We start from the raw sequence: 16,476 nt of genomic DNA, 5'->3' as shown, positions 1-16,476 counted from the left end.
TGTAAAAACACACTGTTTAATCTATACTTTCTTATTATAATCAATACATCTTTAAAAATAAACCGGTAAAATTCAGTTCAATTTTTTTTCTTCGTATTGATCAAAAACTTTTTCGTATTTTAAACTATTTGATAATAAAACTTGATATATTTTATTATACGAAAAATGGTTTAGGCCATTGAGCGTTCACTCAAGACCTAAACCTAGTTCTTAAAACCGAGTTGAATTATTTAAGCTCAACTACAGCTCCAGCTTCTTCTAATGATTTTTTAAGACCTTCAGCCTCTTCTTTAGAAACACCTTCTTTAACGTTACTTGGAGCACCGTCAACTACATCTTTAGCTTCTTTCAAACCTAAACCTGTAAGTTCTTTAACTAATTTTACAACAGCTAATTTAGAAGCACCAGCTTCTTTTAATACTACTGTAAATTCAGTTTGTGCTTCTTCAGCAGCACCTTCTCCACCACCAGCAGCAACTACTACAGCTGCAGCAGCAGGCTCGATACCATACTCATCTTTTAATATTGTTGCTAATTCGTTAACTTCTTTAACTGTTAGGTTAACTAATTGTTCTGCGAATTGTTTCAAATCTGCCATTTTTTCTATCGTTTAAAATGATTTGTAAAATTATAATTTATTTGTGTGTGCGAATTTATTAACACAAAAGACAACAGTCTTTTATATTATGCTTCCTCAGTTGCTGCTTCTGATTCTTCTCCAGCAAACTTGTTTTGAAGAGCAGAAATAATTCTTTGAGCTGGTGATTGTAACAATCCAATAAGTTCTCCAAGAAGTTCTTCTTTAGATTTAATAGTTGCTAACGCATCTAATTGATCATCTCCAATATAAATTTCAGAATTGATATAAGCTCCTTTTAATAAAGGTTTAGCTGATTTTTTTCTGAAATCTTTAATTATTTTTCCAGGTGCATTTGCAATATCTGAAATAAAAATAGCACTATTACCAGTCAATACTGAAGGTAAATCACCATAGTCATTAGCAGAAGCTTCCATTGCTTTTGCAAGCAAAGTATTTTTTACAACCTCTAATTTAATACCTGCTTTAAAGCAAGCTCTTCTTAAGCTTGAAGTTGTTTCTGCATTTAATCCAGAAATATCAGATACATAAATAATATTTGTACCAGCTAACTGCGCAGTTAAATCTTCAATCGCGATTGATTTTTCTTCTCTAGTCATACTAAAAATTATTAACTACCAATTATACTGCTTTAGGGTCCAATGCAATTGCAGGACTCATAGTGCTTGTAAGGTGAATACCTTTAATATAGGTACCTTTAGCAGCAGTTGGTTTAAGTTTGATTAATGTTTGAATAATTTCGTGTGCATTGTCATAAATTTGCTCAGCTCCAAAAGAAACTTTACCAATTCCTGCATGTACGATACCAGTTTTATCAACTTTAAAGTCAATTTTACCAGCTTTAACCTCTGCAACAGCTTTTGCAACATCCATAGTTACAGTACCTGTTTTAGGGTTTGGCATTAAACCTCTAGGTCCTAAAATACGACCTAATGGACCTAATTTACCCATAACAGCCGGCATAGTGATAATAACATCAACATCTGTCCAACCATCTTTAATTTTTTGTAAATAATCGTCAAGACCTACATAATCAGCTCCAGCTTCTTTAGCTTCAGCTTCTTTATCCGGAGTAACTAATGCTAGTACTTTAACGTCTTTACCTGTTCCGTGAGGTAATGTAACTACACCTCTAACCATTTGATTCGCTTTTCTTGGATCTACACCCAAACGAACTGCGATATCAACAGACTCATCAAATTTTGCAGAAGCTATAACTTTAATCAATGCAGCTGCATCTTTCAAAGAGTATAGTTTGTTCTTTTCAATTTTTGAAGCAGCCTCTTTTTGCTTTTTTGTTAATTTTGCCATTTCTTTCTCTTAATTAAAAAGGAGCATCTCCTGATACAGTTATACCCATAGATCTAGCAGTTCCAGCGATCATGCTCATTGCAGATTCGATTGTGAATGCATTTAGATCTACCATTTTATCTTCAGCAATAGCTTTGATAACGTCCCAAGTAACACTAGCTACTTTTTTACGATTTGGTTCACCTGATCCAGACTTTAGCTTTGCAGCTTCCAATAATTGGACAGCAGCTGGAGGAGTTTTTACAACAAAATCAAATGATTTGTCTTTATACACAGTAATTTGTACTGGGCATATTTTGCCAGGTTTATCTTGTGTTCTAGCATTGAACTGCTTACAGAACTCCATGATATTAACCCCAGCAGCTCCTAAAGCAGGTCCAACCGGTGGCGACGGATTCGCAGCACCTCCCTTAACTTGTAGTTTAACTACCTTACTAATTTCTTTAGCCATTTTTTAAAAAATTTAACACCATAATCATTGGAAGCGACTGTGGTGGTTATTATAGATGTAACAAAAATTATACTTTTTCAACTTGAATAAAACTCAATTCCAATGGTGTTTTTCTTCCGAAAATCTTAACCATTACTTCAAGTTTACGCTTTTCTTCATTGATTTTTTCAACCGTACCATTAAACCCGTTAAAAGGACCATCGATCACTTTAACAGTTTCACCTAAGTTAAACGGAATAGCGCGAGTATCTGTATTTACAGCTAACTCATCTACTTTTCCTAACATACGATTTACTTCAGAAAGCCTCAAAGGAACAGGTTCTCCTCCTTTAATCTCACCTAAAAATCCGATTACACTAGTAATGGACTTAATAATATGAGGTATCTCACCAATCAAGTTGGCTTCGATCATAACATATCCAGGAAAATAAACTTTATCCTTAGACATTTTCTTTCCTTCTTTTACAGTAACTACTTTTTCTGTAGGCACTAAAACTTGGGAAACATAATCACCCATACCTAGTCTGGCAATTTCAGTTTCGATATAAGCTTTGACTTTATTTTCTTGTCCGCTTACAGCTCTAACCACATACCATTTTTTCACATTATTATCTGCCATCACAAAAAAATTATCCTTTTAACCAGTTAAAAAATCCAGCCAAAGCTTTTGCAAAAAATTCGTCTACTCCCCATGTTGCCAAGGCGAATAAAACCGAAAATACAGCCACAACAATTGTCAATTTTTGAACCTCAGCCCAAGCAGGCCAAGTAACATTTGACTTCAACTCTTCGAAAGCCTCTGATAAATAATTAGTAACTTTTGTCATTTGATATATTTTATATTGCACGGGCGGAGGGATTCGAACCCCCATCAACGGTTTTGGAGACCGCTATTCTACCCTTGAACTACGCCCGTAATTAAAAGCCAGTGATTTCAGTTAAGAAAATCAACTGGCTTTTTATAGTTTTTTTTTATAGGATTATCCTACGATTTCAGTCACCTGACCTGCACCTACAGTTCTACCACCTTCACGGATAGCAAAACGTAAACCTACGCTCATTGCGATTGGGCTTAACAAAGCAACATTGATAGTCAAGTTATCTCCTGGCATTACCATCTCTACTCCTTCTGGCAAAGTAATAACTCCTGTTACGTCAGTTGTACGTACGTAGAACTGTGGACGGTAGTTATTATGGAATGGAGTGTGACGTCCACCTTCTTCTTTTTTCAAGATATAAACCTCAGCTTTGAAAGTAGCGTGTGGTTTTACTGATCCTGGCTTAATGATAACCATTCCTCTTTTGATAGATTCTTTATCAACACCTCTTAACAATAAACCTACGTTATCTCCAGCTTCACCTCTGTCAAGGATTTTACGGAACATCTCAACTCCTGTAATAGTAGAAGTTAATTTATCAGCTCCCATACCAATGATTTCAACAGCATCACCTGTATTAGCAATACCAGTTTCGATACGACCTGTAGCAACAGTTCCACGACCAGTAATTGTAAATACATCCTCAACTGGCATCAAGAATGGTTTTGCAGTATCACGAACCGGCTCTTCGATCCAAGAATCTACAGCTTCCATCAATTCAATAATTTTAGGAACCCAAGCAGGATCATTATTCAATCCTCCTAAAGCAGAACCTTGAACAACAGGACCATTATCTCCATCATATTCGTAGAAAGATAATAAATCTCTGATTTCCATTTCAACAAGCTCTAATAACTCAGCGTCATCAACCATGTCTACTTTGTTCATGAAAACTACCATTCTAGGAATACCAACCTGGCGACCTAAAAGGATGTGCTCACGAGTTTGTGGCATTGGACCATCTGTAGCAGCAACTACCAAGATAGCTCCGTCCATTTGAGCAGCACCAGTAACCATGTTCTTTACGTAATCCGCGTGACCTGGACAGTCAACGTGAGCGTAGTGACGATTAGCTGTTTCATACTCTACGTGTGATGTATTAATAGTAATACCTCTTTCTTTCTCCTCTGGAGCGTTATCGATTTGATCAAACGATTTTGCTTGACAGTAACCAGCATCAGACAATACTTTTGTAATTGCTGCAGTTAATGTAGTTTTTCCGTGATCCACGTGTCCAATTGTACCTATGTTTAAGTGCGGTTTGGAACGATTAAAATTCTCCTTTGCCATTTTACTTAATTTTTAATCTTAGTTATATATTAATTTTCAATTTCCTACTTACTTGAGCCAATGTCGGGAATTGAACCCGAGACCTCTTCCTTACCAAGGAAGCACTCTACCCCTGAGCTACACCGGCAGAATCCTTGATTTAAGAGTCTAATTCAGCATTTTGTTTTATTCAAACACAAAATCCGAAAAACACAATCTAAAAATTCATTTTGTGGGGAGAGCAGGATTCGAACCTGCGAAGTTTACACAGCAGATTTACAGTCTGCCCTCGTTGGCCGCTTGAGTATCTCCCCTAATTTTTTAAAATTCCATTATTTTAAAAGAACCTGTTTCAAATCGCATTTGAAACCTTTTTTTGAGCCGGCGGAGGGACTCGAACCCACGACCTGCTGATTACAAATCAGCTGCTCTAGCCAACTGAGCTACGCTGGCAATAACATTAAAAAAGTCCGCTATTTCTAACGGACTGCAAATGTAGCTATTTTATCTTTGAATCAAAACATTTTTTGAAAAAAATTTTAATTATATGTGCGTTCTTATTTTTTCTTTCCTTTTTACCAGCAAACGTTCTAAAGATTCTGCCGAAAGCTCCACCGCTTCTTCAAAAGTTTTGCACTGCTTTTTAACCAAAAAATCATCCCCAGGAACATGAATCTTTATCTCTACCGCCTTATTTTCCTTATCACTCGTTCTTTCAACTTTTAAAAAAACATCTGCCGAAACCACACGATCGTAGTATTTTTCCAATTTATCCATTCTTTCCTGAATAAAATCTACCAACTTTCTGTCAACAGTAAAGTTAACTGCATGAACATCTACCTTCATAATATAAATTTTAGGGTTAAACATTAAGAATTACTATTTATTCCTTGGATGCGCCTTACCGTATACTTTCTTAAGCTCTGCCAGACTATTATGAGTATAAACCTGTGTTGACGCCAAGCTGGAATGCCCTAATAATTCTTTAACTGAATTTAAATCTGCTCCGTTATTCAATAAATGAGTCGCAAAAGTATGCCTGAGGACATGAGGACTTTTTTTTACCTTTTCAGAGACTTTACTAAAGTATGAATTTATTAATCGATACACAAAAGATTCACTTAATTTTAATCCTTTTTTAGAAATAAAAAAATAATCCTCATCAACGATTTTTTCAACAGAAACCCTTTCACTTAAATACAATTTAAACTGCTCCGCAATAACCGGAAGAATCGGAATTATACGCTCCTTATTCCTCTTTCCCAAAACCTTAATTACATTCGACGATAAATCAACATTAGAAACCATTAAATGTATCAGCTCCGCTCTTCGTATTCCTGTTGTATAAAACAAATCAACAATTAATTTATTGCGTATTTCCTCAAAACCAACCGGATTGTCAACCGCTTCCATCAAATCAGTAAGTTCTTTTTCAGAAAACGGAATCTGAATAATTTTAGGCGTTTTTAATGCCTTATGCTTTAACATGGGATTTATTTCTATCTGCTTGATTTTTAAAAGGAATTTGTAATACGCCTTTAATGAAGCCATTTTTCTATTTACAGAAACATTAGCAATATCCTGATCAACCAAAGAAACAATCCAACTCCTGACCTGACTGTAATGCGCCTGCTCTATACCTTCCTGTTCAAAATGAGTTTTATTAAACATTTCAAAAAACAAAATGTCATTTAAATAAGCATGAACGGTATGAGGCGAATACTTCTTCTCCAATTGAAGATAATCCCGAAATGCTTCTTTATTTGTCTTCATAAGAATTCTGTACTTATATATATCATAAACAAAAACACAACCTTGCTCAACACAGTTTAAAAACATTAACACCAGAAAAACACTGCCAATTAAGCATAAAAAAACCGTTAGCATCAAAGTTATAACTTTTTGATGACTAACGGTAATTATTTTGAAAGGCTAATACTAACTTTCTAAACCATCTCTCATGTTTTGAATGTAAGCAGCTTTTTGAATTTGAGCTCTTTTGACAACAGAAGGCTTAATAAAAGCAGTACGTGCTCTTAACTGACGAACAGTTCCTGTTTTATCAAATTTTCTTTTATAGCGCTTTAATGCTCTATCGATATTTTCTCCGTCTTTAATTGGTATAATTAACATAATATAGACACCTCCCTTCGTTAAGGGTGCAAAAGTATATATTAATTTTGAATTATGAGTTATGAATTATGAATTATTTTTTAAGGAATATCGATTATAGAATAAAGAGTATAGATGTTATCCCAAATTCTTACTCTATATTCTTTACTCTTTCAGTAAATTTCTGGATATAACTAATTTCTGAATTTCTGTGGTTCCTTCTCCAATAGTACATAGTTTGGCATCCCTATAGAATTTCTCTACCGGAAAGTCCTTTGTATATCCGTAACCACCATGAATCTGAACTGCCTCATTCGCCACTTTTACACAAACTTCCGAAGCATACATTTTAGCCATTGCCCCCAATGCAGTAACGGGTCTATGTTCTTGCTTCAGGAAAGCAGCTTTATGCAATAACAATTCCGAAGCCTCAATTTCAGTTGCCATATCGGCTAATTTAAATGATATCCCCTGAAAACTACTAATTGGCTGTCCAAACTGATATCTTTCTTTCGAATATTTTAATGCGGCCTCGTAAGCTCCTTTTGCAATTCCTAACGACAATGCTCCAATGGAGATTCTGCCACCATCTAATACTTTCATCGCCTGAATAAAACCCTGCCCCACTTCTCCTAATCTGTTGGCATCCGGCATACGGCAGTTGTCAAAAACCAATTCGGCTGTTTCACTGGCCCGCATTCCCAATTTATTTTCTTTTTTACCCGATGTAAATCCGGGCATTCCTTTTTCAAAAACAAAAGCGGTCATTCCTTTTGAGTCTCCTTTTTCTCCTGTACGCACAATCACCACGGCAACATCACCAGAAATAGCGTGTGTGATAAAATTCTTAGCACCATTTACAACCCAGAAATCACCATCCTTAACGGCAGTAGTATTCATTCCGCCGGCATCAGAACCTGTATTATGTTCTGTTAAACCCCAGGCGCCAATAAATTCAGCTGTGGCTAGTTTCGGCAGCCATTTTTTCTTTTGTTCTTCATTTCCAAAAGTCAAAATATGATTTGTACAAAGTGAGTTATGCGCCGCAACGGATAAACCAATAGAAGGATCTACTTTCGAAATTTCTTCAACAACTGTAATATATTCGTGATATCCTAAACCACTTCCACCGTATTCTTCCGGCACCAAAACTCCCATAAATCCCATTTCGCCTAATTTTTTAAACAAGGGAACCGGAAAGATCTGGGCTTCGTCCCATTCCATTATATGAGGTCTGATATTTTTTTCTGCAAATTCCTTTATCGATTGTGCAATCATCGACTGTGTTTCGTTATAATCAAAATTCATTGTAGTCAGTTTTTTTTTAGAACTCCAAATATAAACTAATTATTTTTGCTTTATCAACAGGAAAACCTTTAATTTTTGCTAAATCCTCAATATTTTTAAAATCTCCGTTCATACTTCTGTAAGTAATGATTTGTTTTGCCAATCCGTATTTGAAATAATGGAACTGCGATAATTCTTTTAAAGACGCGTCATTTATTGGTATCTTTTTAAAATTGGGAAGGGAATAAATCCTGAAATTGGTATTTAATTCATAGAGAACTTCAGGAGAAAGTCCCCAAACTTCACTAAGCTGTTCCATTGAAACAAAACCTCCCAAAATTTCTTTTTGCTTTAATATTCGTAATGACAGGGCTTCACCCACTCCAAATATTTTGACCAAATCTTCCTGTGTAGCCTGATTTATATCTTGTAATGCTTTTTTTTCTTTTTTGACGAAAGGCTGACTTTTGTGCTTTTCATATCCTGCATGCTCCTTTTTATTACTTACTAAGGTTTTTTTATTCGTCACCCATTCCGGGAATTTAAAAAGGGGCGAAATGACATTTAATAAGGAATCTGAAATTTTTGTGACCTGCTGAAACTCTTCTGCCGAATTTACATATTTGTTTTCTTTCCGAAAAGCCATCAATCTGTCAATCTCATCTACAGACATTCCGAGCTTGTAGCCTTTATAATCTGAAATAAAATTCGGATTGAATAAATAAACTTGTGGTTTGTTTTTATATTTTTCTTTTTTCAGAGCATCGATCTCGCTCTGTACTGCCAGCCATTTCTCTTTTTCAGGAAAATATTTTTCTGACGAAGTGAAATTAACAAAAAAATAAATCGCCTGTAAACCCATAATTATTATAAAAAGTGTCAAAATTCCAATTCGTTGTTGTTTTGTAAACTTAAAATAGATTCCTAAAGATTTAAAACTCATGTATATATAATTTTCAACTGTTGTGAGGTCTAAATTAAATTAAAAAAAGATAATTTTATTAAGAAAAGTAGTAAAAAATTATTTTTAACACTTTTTCCAGTCAGTAAATGGGAATAAAAGTGATGAATGATTTCGAGCAATAGCTGTTAGTTTTTCCTTATTAAATATAAATCTTAAACATTTTATAACTTAAAATTATATAATTGTTTTTATTTTTTATAAAAAACAATACATTTGGAACTTAATAACAATAAACCACTATTATAGTATGTCAATTATGCGAGTTAAACCAATATCTGCTTTTGAAGCGGATATGAAAAAAAGTGATTTAAAAAGGGTTCTGGGAAAATGGAGCCTAACTGCCATTGGAGTTGGTGCCATTATTGGTGGAGGAATTTTTGTACTTACTGGTACCGGAGCTTATTATCATGCTGGTCCTGCGTTAGCGCTTTCTTTCATTATTGCAGGTATTGCCTGTGTTTTTGCAGCTCTTTGTTATTCTGAGTTTGCCTCTATTTTACCTGTTGAAGGCTCTGCATATGCATATGCTTATGGTACAATCGGAGAAATTTTTGCGTGGATTATTGGTTGGGGACTTATTCTTGAGTACGCAATGGGATCCATGACGGTAGCGGTATCCTGGTCAGGGTACTTTAACAAACTACTTAAAATGTTTCATATTCACCTTCCTGAATGGCTTACAACTGACCCTGCCAGTTACTCCGGAGAAGGCTTTTCTATGAATTTACCTGCTTTCTGTATTGTTATTTTAGTAATTTCATTACTTATAAAAGGAACAAAAAGCGCTGCCAAAGCAAACAACATGATTGTTATTCTTAAAGTTTCTGCAGTAATATTTGTAATTGTTGCCGGTCTGTTCTTTATAGATACTGCGAACTGGCATCCATTTATTCCGGCTGCAACTCAGATTATTGAAAAAGAAACTACACACAATGCTTACGGAATAGGCGGAGTTGTATCGGGAGCTGCTGCAATTTTCTTTGCTTATGTAGGTTTTGATGCTGTTTCTACTCAAGCTGGGGAGGCTATTAATCCTAAAAAAGATGTTCCTTTCGCTATTATCGCCTCTTTACTAATTTGTACTACTTTATATATTCTTGTGTCTTTAGTATTAACAGGAATGATGAATTATAAAGATTTTAATCCACTAGGAAAATATCCTGAAGCCATAAAAGCACCAGTTGCATACGCATTTGATATTGCAGAACAAGGCTGGGCAGGTTTTATTATCACAATTGCTGCAACTATTGGTTTGGTTTCAGTATTAATGGTAATGATTATGGGACAGTCAAGAATTTTCCTTGGAATGTCTAAAGACGGATTAATTCCTGCTGTATTCTCAAAAGTGAATCCGCTTTCAGGAACTCCAAAAACCAACTTAATGATTTTGGGTGGTATTATTGCTGTAGTTGCTTCTTTTACTCCTATTAATAAGCTGGCGGATATGACTAGTTTCGGAACTTTATTTGCCTTTACAATGGTTTGTATTGCGGTTTGGATCTTAAGAGTAAAACAACCTCAGTTAACCCGAACGTTTAAAGTTCCTGCTTTACCAATAATTGCTGTTTGTGGTATTTCAATCAACACCTATTTAATGATTAATTTGAGCTTAGACGCACAATTACTTTCACTTGGATGGTTGGCTATTGGTATCCTTGTTTATTTTGGGTATAGCAAAAAAAGATCAAGACTTAACAATCAAGAGACCGAATAGTTCTCTTTAGTACTTCATAAAAAAACTCCAAATTTTCATTTGGAGTTTTTTTTTATAAATCAAAAACAGAAGTTCGTTTTGCTCTGATTAAATCTTTTAACCGAATCCAAAAGGCTAAGGTTAAATAAACTCCAAAGCCTAACCCAACGGTTACAAATGAAATGTAGATAAAAAACAATCGTACACTTGTTACCCGCATACCCAGTTTATCTGCTAACCTGGAGGATACGTGAAAACCATATTTTTCCAAAAAGAATTTCAACTTTACAATTGCAGACATACTTAATTTTAGATATTAGATGTTGGACTTTAAGCAAAAGTACAAATATCTAATTAACTAATTTTCTAATTAACTAATTGTTCTTTAATAATTCCATTCCAATGGCGCATTTTAGACAGGCTTTCTGATTACAATATTCATTTTTGAGCTGTAGTAAGACTTGTGTATCAAAAGCGCTTTTTGATATCAATCCGAAAGATTCAAACTTATCGATAATCGAGTTTTTTTCCGGAGCCACTTCCTTCATAAAATCAATTAAATCTTCGAAAACAAGTTCTCCTCTCTTTTGCGCATAAGCAAATTGAAGCGGAATTACGGTATTGAGAATTATTAAATCTATAAATGCTTTTGATAATACTTTTGGTTTTTTATGGCTTTCTTTGTCAAACTGATAATGATTCTGCCAATATAAACCGGCTGAAACGGTAAGCAATTCATAGACTTTTTTAATCGATTTTAATTCCACTATCTTAGAAAATAAATTTTGGTGTTTGTTATATAAAGCAGCCAATTGAGATAGTCTGATCGTTGGAAAATTATCGGGCCGGTGTTTAAAAAACTCAAGCGGATCTGCGTAGGTTTTCGCCAACTGGTATTTATTTAAAAGATAAAAATACCTGATTTTTAAATCTGTAAAGTAAACATCTTCTTTTTCCGCATCTAATAAGCCGGAGCCGCCAAAAAGTAAAGCTTCCAGATTTTCTGTTTCAAAACTTTCTTTTCTGATAATTGAAAACGGGATAGATTGGGCGATTTGAAAAAAAGTATTTCCATTTGTATTTAAACCAAAATTCTTCGCCAGTAAACAAAATAAAACGGCTTCCCAATCCTGATTTGTTTCTTCCAATAAATTAAAAATGAATTTTGATTTGCGTTCTAAGCGTTCAAAAAACAAACGTTCCTGCCAGTTTTTAAAAACAAATGGATTGATTTGAGCAATTTCTTTTTCACAAGATATCCATGATTTTGGCGTCATTAACAAATTATAATTATTAAGTATGTCAGGAGAAATAAAGTCCTTCAAAACCAAAACAGGAATCTCCGTATTGTTTTGCCTGAAAATCTCCGTATCGTGTTCCCAGACTACATGTAAAATTACATTTTCATAAGCCACATCTCTTTCATGACCGTGGATGTACCAATCGGATGATTTTAAATGCATTTCGACATTTCCCGCCCATTTCTGATTTCCAATTATAATCTGAGCATTAAAAAAATCAGGCCCCGAAGACTCTAAATAGTTCCCTGTTTTGATAATTGTGAGGGATTCGTTTTGAGTCGTCTGCAGATTCAGCGTCTCAAACTTCTTAAACTTCCATAAATAATGGAGAAAGTCTTCTTTCATTTTTAAATTTTTATATTAATTCATAAAAGTTTAAAAATAAATAAAATAATACTAATCTTACAAATATATTTATCTAAATTATTTCAACAGGTACAATTTAGCACAGGCACGCGCATCAGAAAGCGCTTCGTGGTGGTTGAGTTTAATATTCATTTCGCGGCAGCAATCACTTAGCTTGGTTGGTTTTAATCCCTTTGCTTTGTAAATTTTGACTGTACATTCCCATTTTGCAGCAATATTCAAATCTTCATACTGCAAGCCATGAAGTGCCATTGATTTGATTAAGACATTTCGATCAAAGCTTTCGTTGTGGGCGACAACTAATTTATTTTTTAATCTTTTTTCGATCTCCGGATATACCTGCAAAAATGACTTTGCATTTACAGTATCACGCGGGTAAATTCCATGTACGCGAATCGTGAAGGGGTTGTATTCGTTATTTGGTGGCTTTATTAAAGTGACAAACTCATCTGTAATTATTCCGTTTTCTACCGTAACGATTCCAACAGAACAGGGATGGTAGGCGGTTGCCGTTTCAAAATCTATGGCTGTAAAATTCATATTCTTCTCCTTTTTAAGCTAAAAAATCCATAAATCTAATTTTCAAAGATTAGATTTATGGATTGCAATTTTATTATCTGTGTTATTATTTTATAGATCCAATAATGTCATATTTAGTTATAATATGGTGATTACCGTTTTCTAATTCAATCAGTACAGCGTCATTTTCTTTGGTAAATAATTTGGAAACTTCTTCAATTGGCGTTCCCATTTTAACAATAGGAAAAGGTTTCCCCATTACTTCTTTGATCGGTTTCTCGGCTACATTTTTATCTGCCACATAACTTCTAAACAAATCTGTTTCATCAACAGAACCTACAAATCCATTGATATCTACAACCGGAATTTGTGAAATTTTATACTTACGCATACGCTCAATAGCATGGGAAACCAATTCTTCGGTACGAACAACAATCAGTTCCTTATCGATATGATCTTTGATGACATCTTCTGCTTTTGTTACATTTTCTTCCAAAAAGCCACGCTCACGCATCCAGTCATCATTGAACATTTTACCTACGTAGCGGCTTCCTGAATCGTGAAAAAGAACTACAACTACATCTTCAGGCTTAAAGTGTTCTTTAAGCTGTAATAGCCCTTTTATACAGGCTCCGGCAGAATTCCCCACAAAAATGGCTTCTTCCAGTGCAATTTTTCTGGTATACACTGCTGCATCTTTATCGGTTACTTTTGTAAATCCGTCGATTAAAGAAAAGTCAACATTTTTAGGCAGGATATCTTCACCAATTCCTTCGGTGATGTACGAGTAAATTTCGTTTTCATCAAAAATTCCGGTTTCGTGGTATTTTTTAAAAACGGAACCATAGGTGTCAATTCCCCAAATTTTAATGTTTGGGTTTTTCTCTTTTAAGTATTTACCAACTCCCGAAATTGTTCCTCCTGTTCCCACTCCTACCACGAAATGAGTAATTTTTCCATCCGTCTGCTTCCAGATTTCAGGTCCCGTCTGCTCATAATGTGCCAAAGAATTTGACATATTATCATATTGATTTACATACCACGAATTAGGTGTTTCTGATGCTAAACGCTTTGAAACTGAATAATAAGAACGTGGATCGGTAGGCTCAACATCCGTAGGGCAAACTACTACCTTTGCACCAACAGCACGCAGGATATCCATTTTTTCTTTTGACTGCTTATCTGATATTACACAAATTAGTTTATATCCTTTGATAATGGCTACAAGTGCTAATCCCATTCCTGTATTTCCGGAAGTACCTTCAATAATAGTTCCTCCTGGCTGCAAACGTCCATCGGCCTCAGCATCTTCAATCATCTTTACGGCCATTCTGTCTTTTACAGAATTTCCGGGATTAAAAGTTTCGACTTTTGCTAATACCAACGCATCAATTTCAGCAACAATTTTGTTGAGTTTTACTAATGGCGTATTACCAATTGTTTCTAAAATATTTTTTGAAAAGTCCATTTTATTTAAATTTAATATTTGGTTTAAAATTGAAACAGATGCTGATTTTTATTGGAAGAAATTCCAAACTAAACCAAATCGGATTGTAAAATCACGGTATGGATTATCAGGAGCTGAGTAATAATTATTTTGTGCAAAAGCGGCATTAAAGTGTTCGGCTTTTAAATAGAATCTGGTCTGGCGAATTCGGCCATTTACAAAGAAATCAAAGTTGGCATAATTTCCAATTTTTTTATCGTTCTGGACAAAAAATTCTCCAACAACGGGATTATATGAATTCCCATAATATTCGGTAAAATAATTAAAGGTAATTCCGGTCTGAATGTATAAGGCTTTCTTAAAAAAGTAACTTGAGTAATAGAATGTATTTCTGGTAACAAAATCAGGAACATTTAAAATTAAATCCGACTGATCTACTTTTTGGTATAAAAGTGTATTGTCTAATGCAAATGGTCCAAATTTAAACTCACGGCTGGCTTTTAAAGACAAATAATTGATCGCATTACCATATTGTGCAGGATTTACAATCTGAGTCTGAGCGGCAACTTCTGTAGGATTAGAAACATCTTCAAAATACAAATGATCTTTTAAAACTGAATATTGTACCTCAGCATTTAACCACGGGGTAAAAACATTCGCACTAATTGAATTTATTTTTTCGTTTTTAAAGTTATTCGACCAATTGTATTTTATAAAACTACTTTGATACAAGTTATAATTATTATTAGGCAGTTTATTAATGTTCTGATATCTAAAATCAAATTTGATTTTATCATTTAAAGTATACCTTAATTTCGCATCTAAATCAGACAATGACTGATTGGTGATTGATCTTGAGTATAAAAATCGACCATTCCATTTGTTTTTCTGATATTCATACTGCCCTCCAACATTATTGATCTGTCTGTAAAGATTATTGGGAATGGCAACAACTCCGTTTGTATCAAGTATGACCCTGTTATATTCATAGTTTGATCTGTAATCGTCTATAAAGAAATTGAATTTCCCTAAAAGTGAATTCTCGTAGGCAAGACCTGCTTTGTTGTATAATTTTTCGAAATGCGTCTGATCGTTTATTCCGCTTGTCAGATACGAATTTCCAAATCGGTTTACAGACCGGTTATCTACAGTAGAAGTAACAGTGGCCTGATTGTATTCGTAAAATTTGTTTTCATAATTAAACTGATGGGTCACATACAAATTATTGTTCCCTTCTTTTGGATTAATTCTGAAGGCATGATCAAAAAATAAACGTCTTCCTTTTAAAAAGGATTTGGCATCTGTTAAATAAACCTGTAATCGCTGACGATTGTTAAAATCCTTATCACCGCTTTCGAAATCTTCGGGTGTTGTTATTCCCCCATTTTCTTCATTTAAAATATCCTGATAGGTGTAATGTGCCTTTAAAACATATCTTCTATCTGTTGTAAAATAACTCGTAGTAAACCTGAAATTTCCTGTACTTGCCAACTGATTGATATAATCTCCCTCCGATCGCAAACCTCTGTAGGCCATAGAAAAATTAAGGTTTTTTGAGGTATTTAACGTAATAAACGAATCTACGTTCTGCCCTTTATTGATTGTTGTATTAAAGAACAGTTCTGTAAAAGGAGTTGCTGCAGAATAATACTGAATCTGGTTCGCCTCGAGAAAATTAAAATGTTTACCCTTAAAACCCAGTTCAGGATAAGGTGAGAAATCGGTTAAACTGTATTGTAAGGTATTATAGGTCTGTCCAATATTAGAAAAGGGCAAAAGTCCGAAATTATCTTTTCTGAGATAATTTTGCTTATAAGCACTTTTTAAGGTTAGTGAGGTATCGGCATAAGTGGTATCATGCTCCAGCGTAATAATCTGATATTGATCTATGGTCGCAATTTTAGCTTTTTTCTTTTTTAGCGTATCGGTAATACTTGAATACTTTGTATTCATATCCAAACTGCTTTTAGGAGTGTTTTTTTCCTGAGAAAACAATACTGCAGGCACTACTAATAGATATAAAAAAAAGAATATTCTCATGTGATGACTTTATAGATAATTATTTCGGCAAAAATTTACTGAGCAAAGGTAAAAGATAAAAACGTATAAAAAAACATATTATAAGTTTGCAATGTAAAGATAGCAGAGAAAAACAAACACTTATAAAGCAAACGACAGACAGTGACGAAATATTTTAAAATATTTCCAAACAATTTTTCAAAAAACAATCTGAATGAGCTGTGGTAACTCCAAAAAAAAGACCGGGCTTGAAGTAAATCA

Annotated in this window: 18 protein-coding genes and 4 tRNA genes; 1 reads left to right on the top strand and 21 read right to left on the bottom strand. The window is 34.3% G+C overall.

Annotation, left to right across the window (positions count from 1 at the left end):
- Positions 1-226: 226 nt before the first annotated feature.
- From rplL to EV142_RS22670, 16 genes are all read right to left on the bottom strand, one after another.
- A complete protein-coding gene (gene rplL, locus EV142_RS22745; protein ID WP_007807437.1) occupies positions 227-598 on the bottom strand; it encodes a 50S ribosomal protein L7/L12 in 372 nt (123 codons plus the stop codon).
- 86 nt (positions 599-684) lie between these two features.
- A complete protein-coding gene (rplJ, locus tag EV142_RS22740; RefSeq protein WP_132038189.1) occupies positions 685-1,197 on the bottom strand; it encodes a 50S ribosomal protein L10 in 513 nt (170 codons plus the stop codon).
- A 22-nt stretch (positions 1,198-1,219) separates the two neighbouring features.
- On the bottom strand, positions 1,220-1,909 hold the full coding sequence (rplA, locus tag EV142_RS22735; RefSeq protein WP_007807440.1) for a 50S ribosomal protein L1: 690 nt from the start codon (positions 1,907-1,909) through the stop codon (positions 1,220-1,222).
- 13 nt (positions 1,910-1,922) lie between these two features.
- Positions 1,923-2,360, bottom strand: coding sequence for a 50S ribosomal protein L11 (gene rplK / locus EV142_RS22730; RefSeq protein WP_007807442.1), 438 nt, complete (start codon positions 2,358-2,360; stop codon positions 1,923-1,925).
- Between the two features lie 67 nt (positions 2,361-2,427).
- Positions 2,428-2,979 (bottom strand): transcription termination/antitermination protein NusG, encoded by a 552-nt coding sequence (gene nusG, locus EV142_RS22725; RefSeq protein WP_132038188.1) that lies wholly within the window; start codon positions 2,977-2,979, stop codon positions 2,428-2,430.
- A gap of 10 nt (positions 2,980-2,989) precedes the next feature.
- Positions 2,990-3,187 (bottom strand): preprotein translocase subunit SecE, encoded by a 198-nt coding sequence (gene secE, locus EV142_RS22720; protein ID WP_041517377.1) that lies wholly within the window; start codon positions 3,185-3,187, stop codon positions 2,990-2,992.
- A gap of 18 nt (positions 3,188-3,205) precedes the next feature.
- Positions 3,206-3,276 (bottom strand) — tRNA-Trp (locus tag EV142_RS22715).
- Positions 3,277-3,340: 64 nt separating this feature from the next.
- Complete coding sequence (gene tuf / locus EV142_RS22710; RefSeq protein WP_089481524.1) at positions 3,341-4,528, bottom strand: elongation factor Tu; 1,188 nt, start codon at positions 4,526-4,528, stop codon at positions 3,341-3,343.
- 55 nt (positions 4,529-4,583) lie between these two features.
- Positions 4,584-4,655 (bottom strand) — tRNA-Thr (locus EV142_RS22705).
- An 85-nt stretch (positions 4,656-4,740) separates the two neighbouring features.
- Positions 4,741-4,821 (bottom strand) — tRNA-Tyr (locus EV142_RS22700).
- 65 nt (positions 4,822-4,886) lie between these two features.
- Positions 4,887-4,960: transfer RNA gene (locus tag EV142_RS22695), tRNA-Thr, on the bottom strand.
- 90 nt (positions 4,961-5,050) lie between these two features.
- Positions 5,051-5,353: a ribosome hibernation-promoting factor, HPF/YfiA family gene (gene hpf / locus EV142_RS22690; protein WP_132038187.1), complete on the bottom strand. Its 303-nt coding sequence runs from the start codon at positions 5,351-5,353 to the stop codon at positions 5,051-5,053.
- A 33-nt stretch (positions 5,354-5,386) separates the two neighbouring features.
- Positions 5,387-6,280, bottom strand: a complete 894-nt coding sequence (locus EV142_RS22685) for a tyrosine-type recombinase/integrase (RefSeq protein WP_132038186.1) — start codon at positions 6,278-6,280, stop codon at positions 5,387-5,389.
- A 165-nt stretch (positions 6,281-6,445) separates the two neighbouring features.
- On the bottom strand, positions 6,446-6,640 hold the full coding sequence (gene rpsU, locus EV142_RS22680; RefSeq protein ID WP_132038185.1) for a 30S ribosomal protein S21: 195 nt from the start codon (positions 6,638-6,640) through the stop codon (positions 6,446-6,448).
- A 144-nt stretch (positions 6,641-6,784) separates the two neighbouring features.
- Positions 6,785-7,927, bottom strand: coding sequence for an acyl-CoA dehydrogenase family protein (locus tag EV142_RS22675; RefSeq protein ID WP_132038184.1), 1,143 nt, complete (start codon positions 7,925-7,927; stop codon positions 6,785-6,787).
- Positions 7,928-7,943: 16 nt separating this feature from the next.
- On the bottom strand, positions 7,944-8,849 hold the full coding sequence (locus tag EV142_RS22670; RefSeq protein WP_132038183.1) for a ComEA family DNA-binding protein: 906 nt from the start codon (positions 8,847-8,849) through the stop codon (positions 7,944-7,946).
- A gap of 268 nt (positions 8,850-9,117) precedes the next feature.
- Here EV142_RS22670 and EV142_RS22665 point away from each other — a divergent pair, with 268 nt between their 5' ends.
- The gene (locus EV142_RS22665; RefSeq protein ID WP_132038182.1) at positions 9,118-10,584 is read left to right on the top strand and encodes an APC family permease; all 1,467 of its coding nucleotides are present in this window, start codon (positions 9,118-9,120) and stop codon (positions 10,582-10,584) included.
- A gap of 52 nt (positions 10,585-10,636) precedes the next feature.
- On the opposite strand, the gene EV142_RS22660 is transcribed toward EV142_RS22665, so the two are convergent.
- From EV142_RS22660 to EV142_RS22640, 5 genes are all read right to left on the bottom strand, one after another.
- Positions 10,637-10,864, bottom strand: a complete 228-nt coding sequence (locus EV142_RS22660; RefSeq protein WP_132038181.1) for a PspC domain-containing protein — start codon at positions 10,862-10,864, stop codon at positions 10,637-10,639.
- A gap of 73 nt (positions 10,865-10,937) precedes the next feature.
- A complete protein-coding gene (locus tag EV142_RS22655) occupies positions 10,938-12,209 on the bottom strand; it encodes a DUF2851 family protein (protein ID WP_132038180.1) in 1,272 nt (423 codons plus the stop codon).
- 78 nt (positions 12,210-12,287) lie between these two features.
- The gene (locus tag EV142_RS22650) at positions 12,288-12,770 is read right to left on the bottom strand and encodes a 3'-5' exonuclease (protein ID WP_132038179.1); all 483 of its coding nucleotides are present in this window, start codon (positions 12,768-12,770) and stop codon (positions 12,288-12,290) included.
- An 85-nt stretch (positions 12,771-12,855) separates the two neighbouring features.
- Complete coding sequence (locus tag EV142_RS22645; protein WP_132038178.1) at positions 12,856-14,217, bottom strand: pyridoxal-phosphate dependent enzyme; 1,362 nt, start codon at positions 14,215-14,217, stop codon at positions 12,856-12,858.
- A 48-nt stretch (positions 14,218-14,265) separates the two neighbouring features.
- Positions 14,266-16,236 carry a putative porin gene (locus tag EV142_RS22640; RefSeq protein WP_132038177.1) on the bottom strand — a complete coding sequence of 657 codons (1,971 nt, stop codon included), beginning with the start codon at positions 16,234-16,236 and terminating at the stop codon, positions 14,266-14,268.
- Positions 16,237-16,476 lie beyond the last annotated feature (240 nt).

The sequence above is a fragment of the Flavobacterium circumlabens genome (assembly GCF_004345565.1).
Taxonomy (GTDB): Bacteria; Bacteroidota; Bacteroidia; order Flavobacteriales; family Flavobacteriaceae; genus Flavobacterium; species Flavobacterium circumlabens.
This window is presented reverse-complemented; position numbering and strand designations above follow the sequence as displayed.

What these genes read in the sequence shown, in the direction of transcription:
- EV142_RS22655 (WP_132038180.1), bottom strand. Translation starts at nt 12,209, where the DNA reads ATGAAAGAAGACTTTCTCCATTATTTATGGAAGTTTAAGAAGTTTGAG.
- rplL (WP_007807437.1), bottom strand. Translation starts at nt 598, where the DNA reads ATGGCAGATTTGAAACAATTCGCAGAACAATTAGTTAACCTAACAGTT.
- EV142_RS22650 (WP_132038179.1), bottom strand. Translation starts at nt 12,770, where the DNA reads ATGAATTTTACAGCCATAGATTTTGAAACGGCAACCGCCTACCATCCC.
- EV142_RS22670 (WP_132038183.1), bottom strand. Translation starts at nt 8,849, where the DNA reads ATGAGTTTTAAATCTTTAGGAATCTATTTTAAGTTTACAAAACAACAA.
- EV142_RS22645 (WP_132038178.1), bottom strand. Translation starts at nt 14,217, where the DNA reads ATGGACTTTTCAAAAAATATTTTAGAAACAATTGGTAATACGCCATTA.
- rpsU (WP_132038185.1), bottom strand. Translation starts at nt 6,640, where the DNA reads ATGTTAATTATACCAATTAAAGACGGAGAAAATATCGATAGAGCATTA.
- nusG (WP_132038188.1), bottom strand. Translation starts at nt 2,979, where the DNA reads ATGGCAGATAATAATGTGAAAAAATGGTATGTGGTTAGAGCTGTAAGC.
- hpf (WP_132038187.1), bottom strand. Translation starts at nt 5,353, where the DNA reads ATGAAGGTAGATGTTCATGCAGTTAACTTTACTGTTGACAGAAAGTTG.
- tuf (WP_089481524.1), bottom strand. Translation starts at nt 4,528, where the DNA reads ATGGCAAAGGAGAATTTTAATCGTTCCAAACCGCACTTAAACATAGGT.
- EV142_RS22665 (WP_132038182.1), top strand. Translation starts at nt 9,118, where the DNA reads ATGTCAATTATGCGAGTTAAACCAATATCTGCTTTTGAAGCGGATATG.
- EV142_RS22675 (WP_132038184.1), bottom strand. Translation starts at nt 7,927, where the DNA reads ATGAATTTTGATTATAACGAAACACAGTCGATGATTGCACAATCGATA.
- rplA (WP_007807440.1), bottom strand. Translation starts at nt 1,909, where the DNA reads ATGGCAAAATTAACAAAAAAGCAAAAAGAGGCTGCTTCAAAAATTGAA.
- rplK (WP_007807442.1), bottom strand. Translation starts at nt 2,360, where the DNA reads ATGGCTAAAGAAATTAGTAAGGTAGTTAAACTACAAGTTAAGGGAGGT.
- EV142_RS22660 (WP_132038181.1), bottom strand. Translation starts at nt 10,864, where the DNA reads ATGTCTGCAATTGTAAAGTTGAAATTCTTTTTGGAAAAATATGGTTTT.
- EV142_RS22685 (WP_132038186.1), bottom strand. Translation starts at nt 6,280, where the DNA reads ATGAAGACAAATAAAGAAGCATTTCGGGATTATCTTCAATTGGAGAAG.
- secE (WP_041517377.1), bottom strand. Translation starts at nt 3,187, where the DNA reads ATGACAAAAGTTACTAATTATTTATCAGAGGCTTTCGAAGAGTTGAAG.
- EV142_RS22640 (WP_132038177.1), bottom strand. Translation starts at nt 16,236, where the DNA reads ATGAGAATATTCTTTTTTTTATATCTATTAGTAGTGCCTGCAGTATTG.
- rplJ (WP_132038189.1), bottom strand. Translation starts at nt 1,197, where the DNA reads ATGACTAGAGAAGAAAAATCAATCGCGATTGAAGATTTAACTGCGCAG.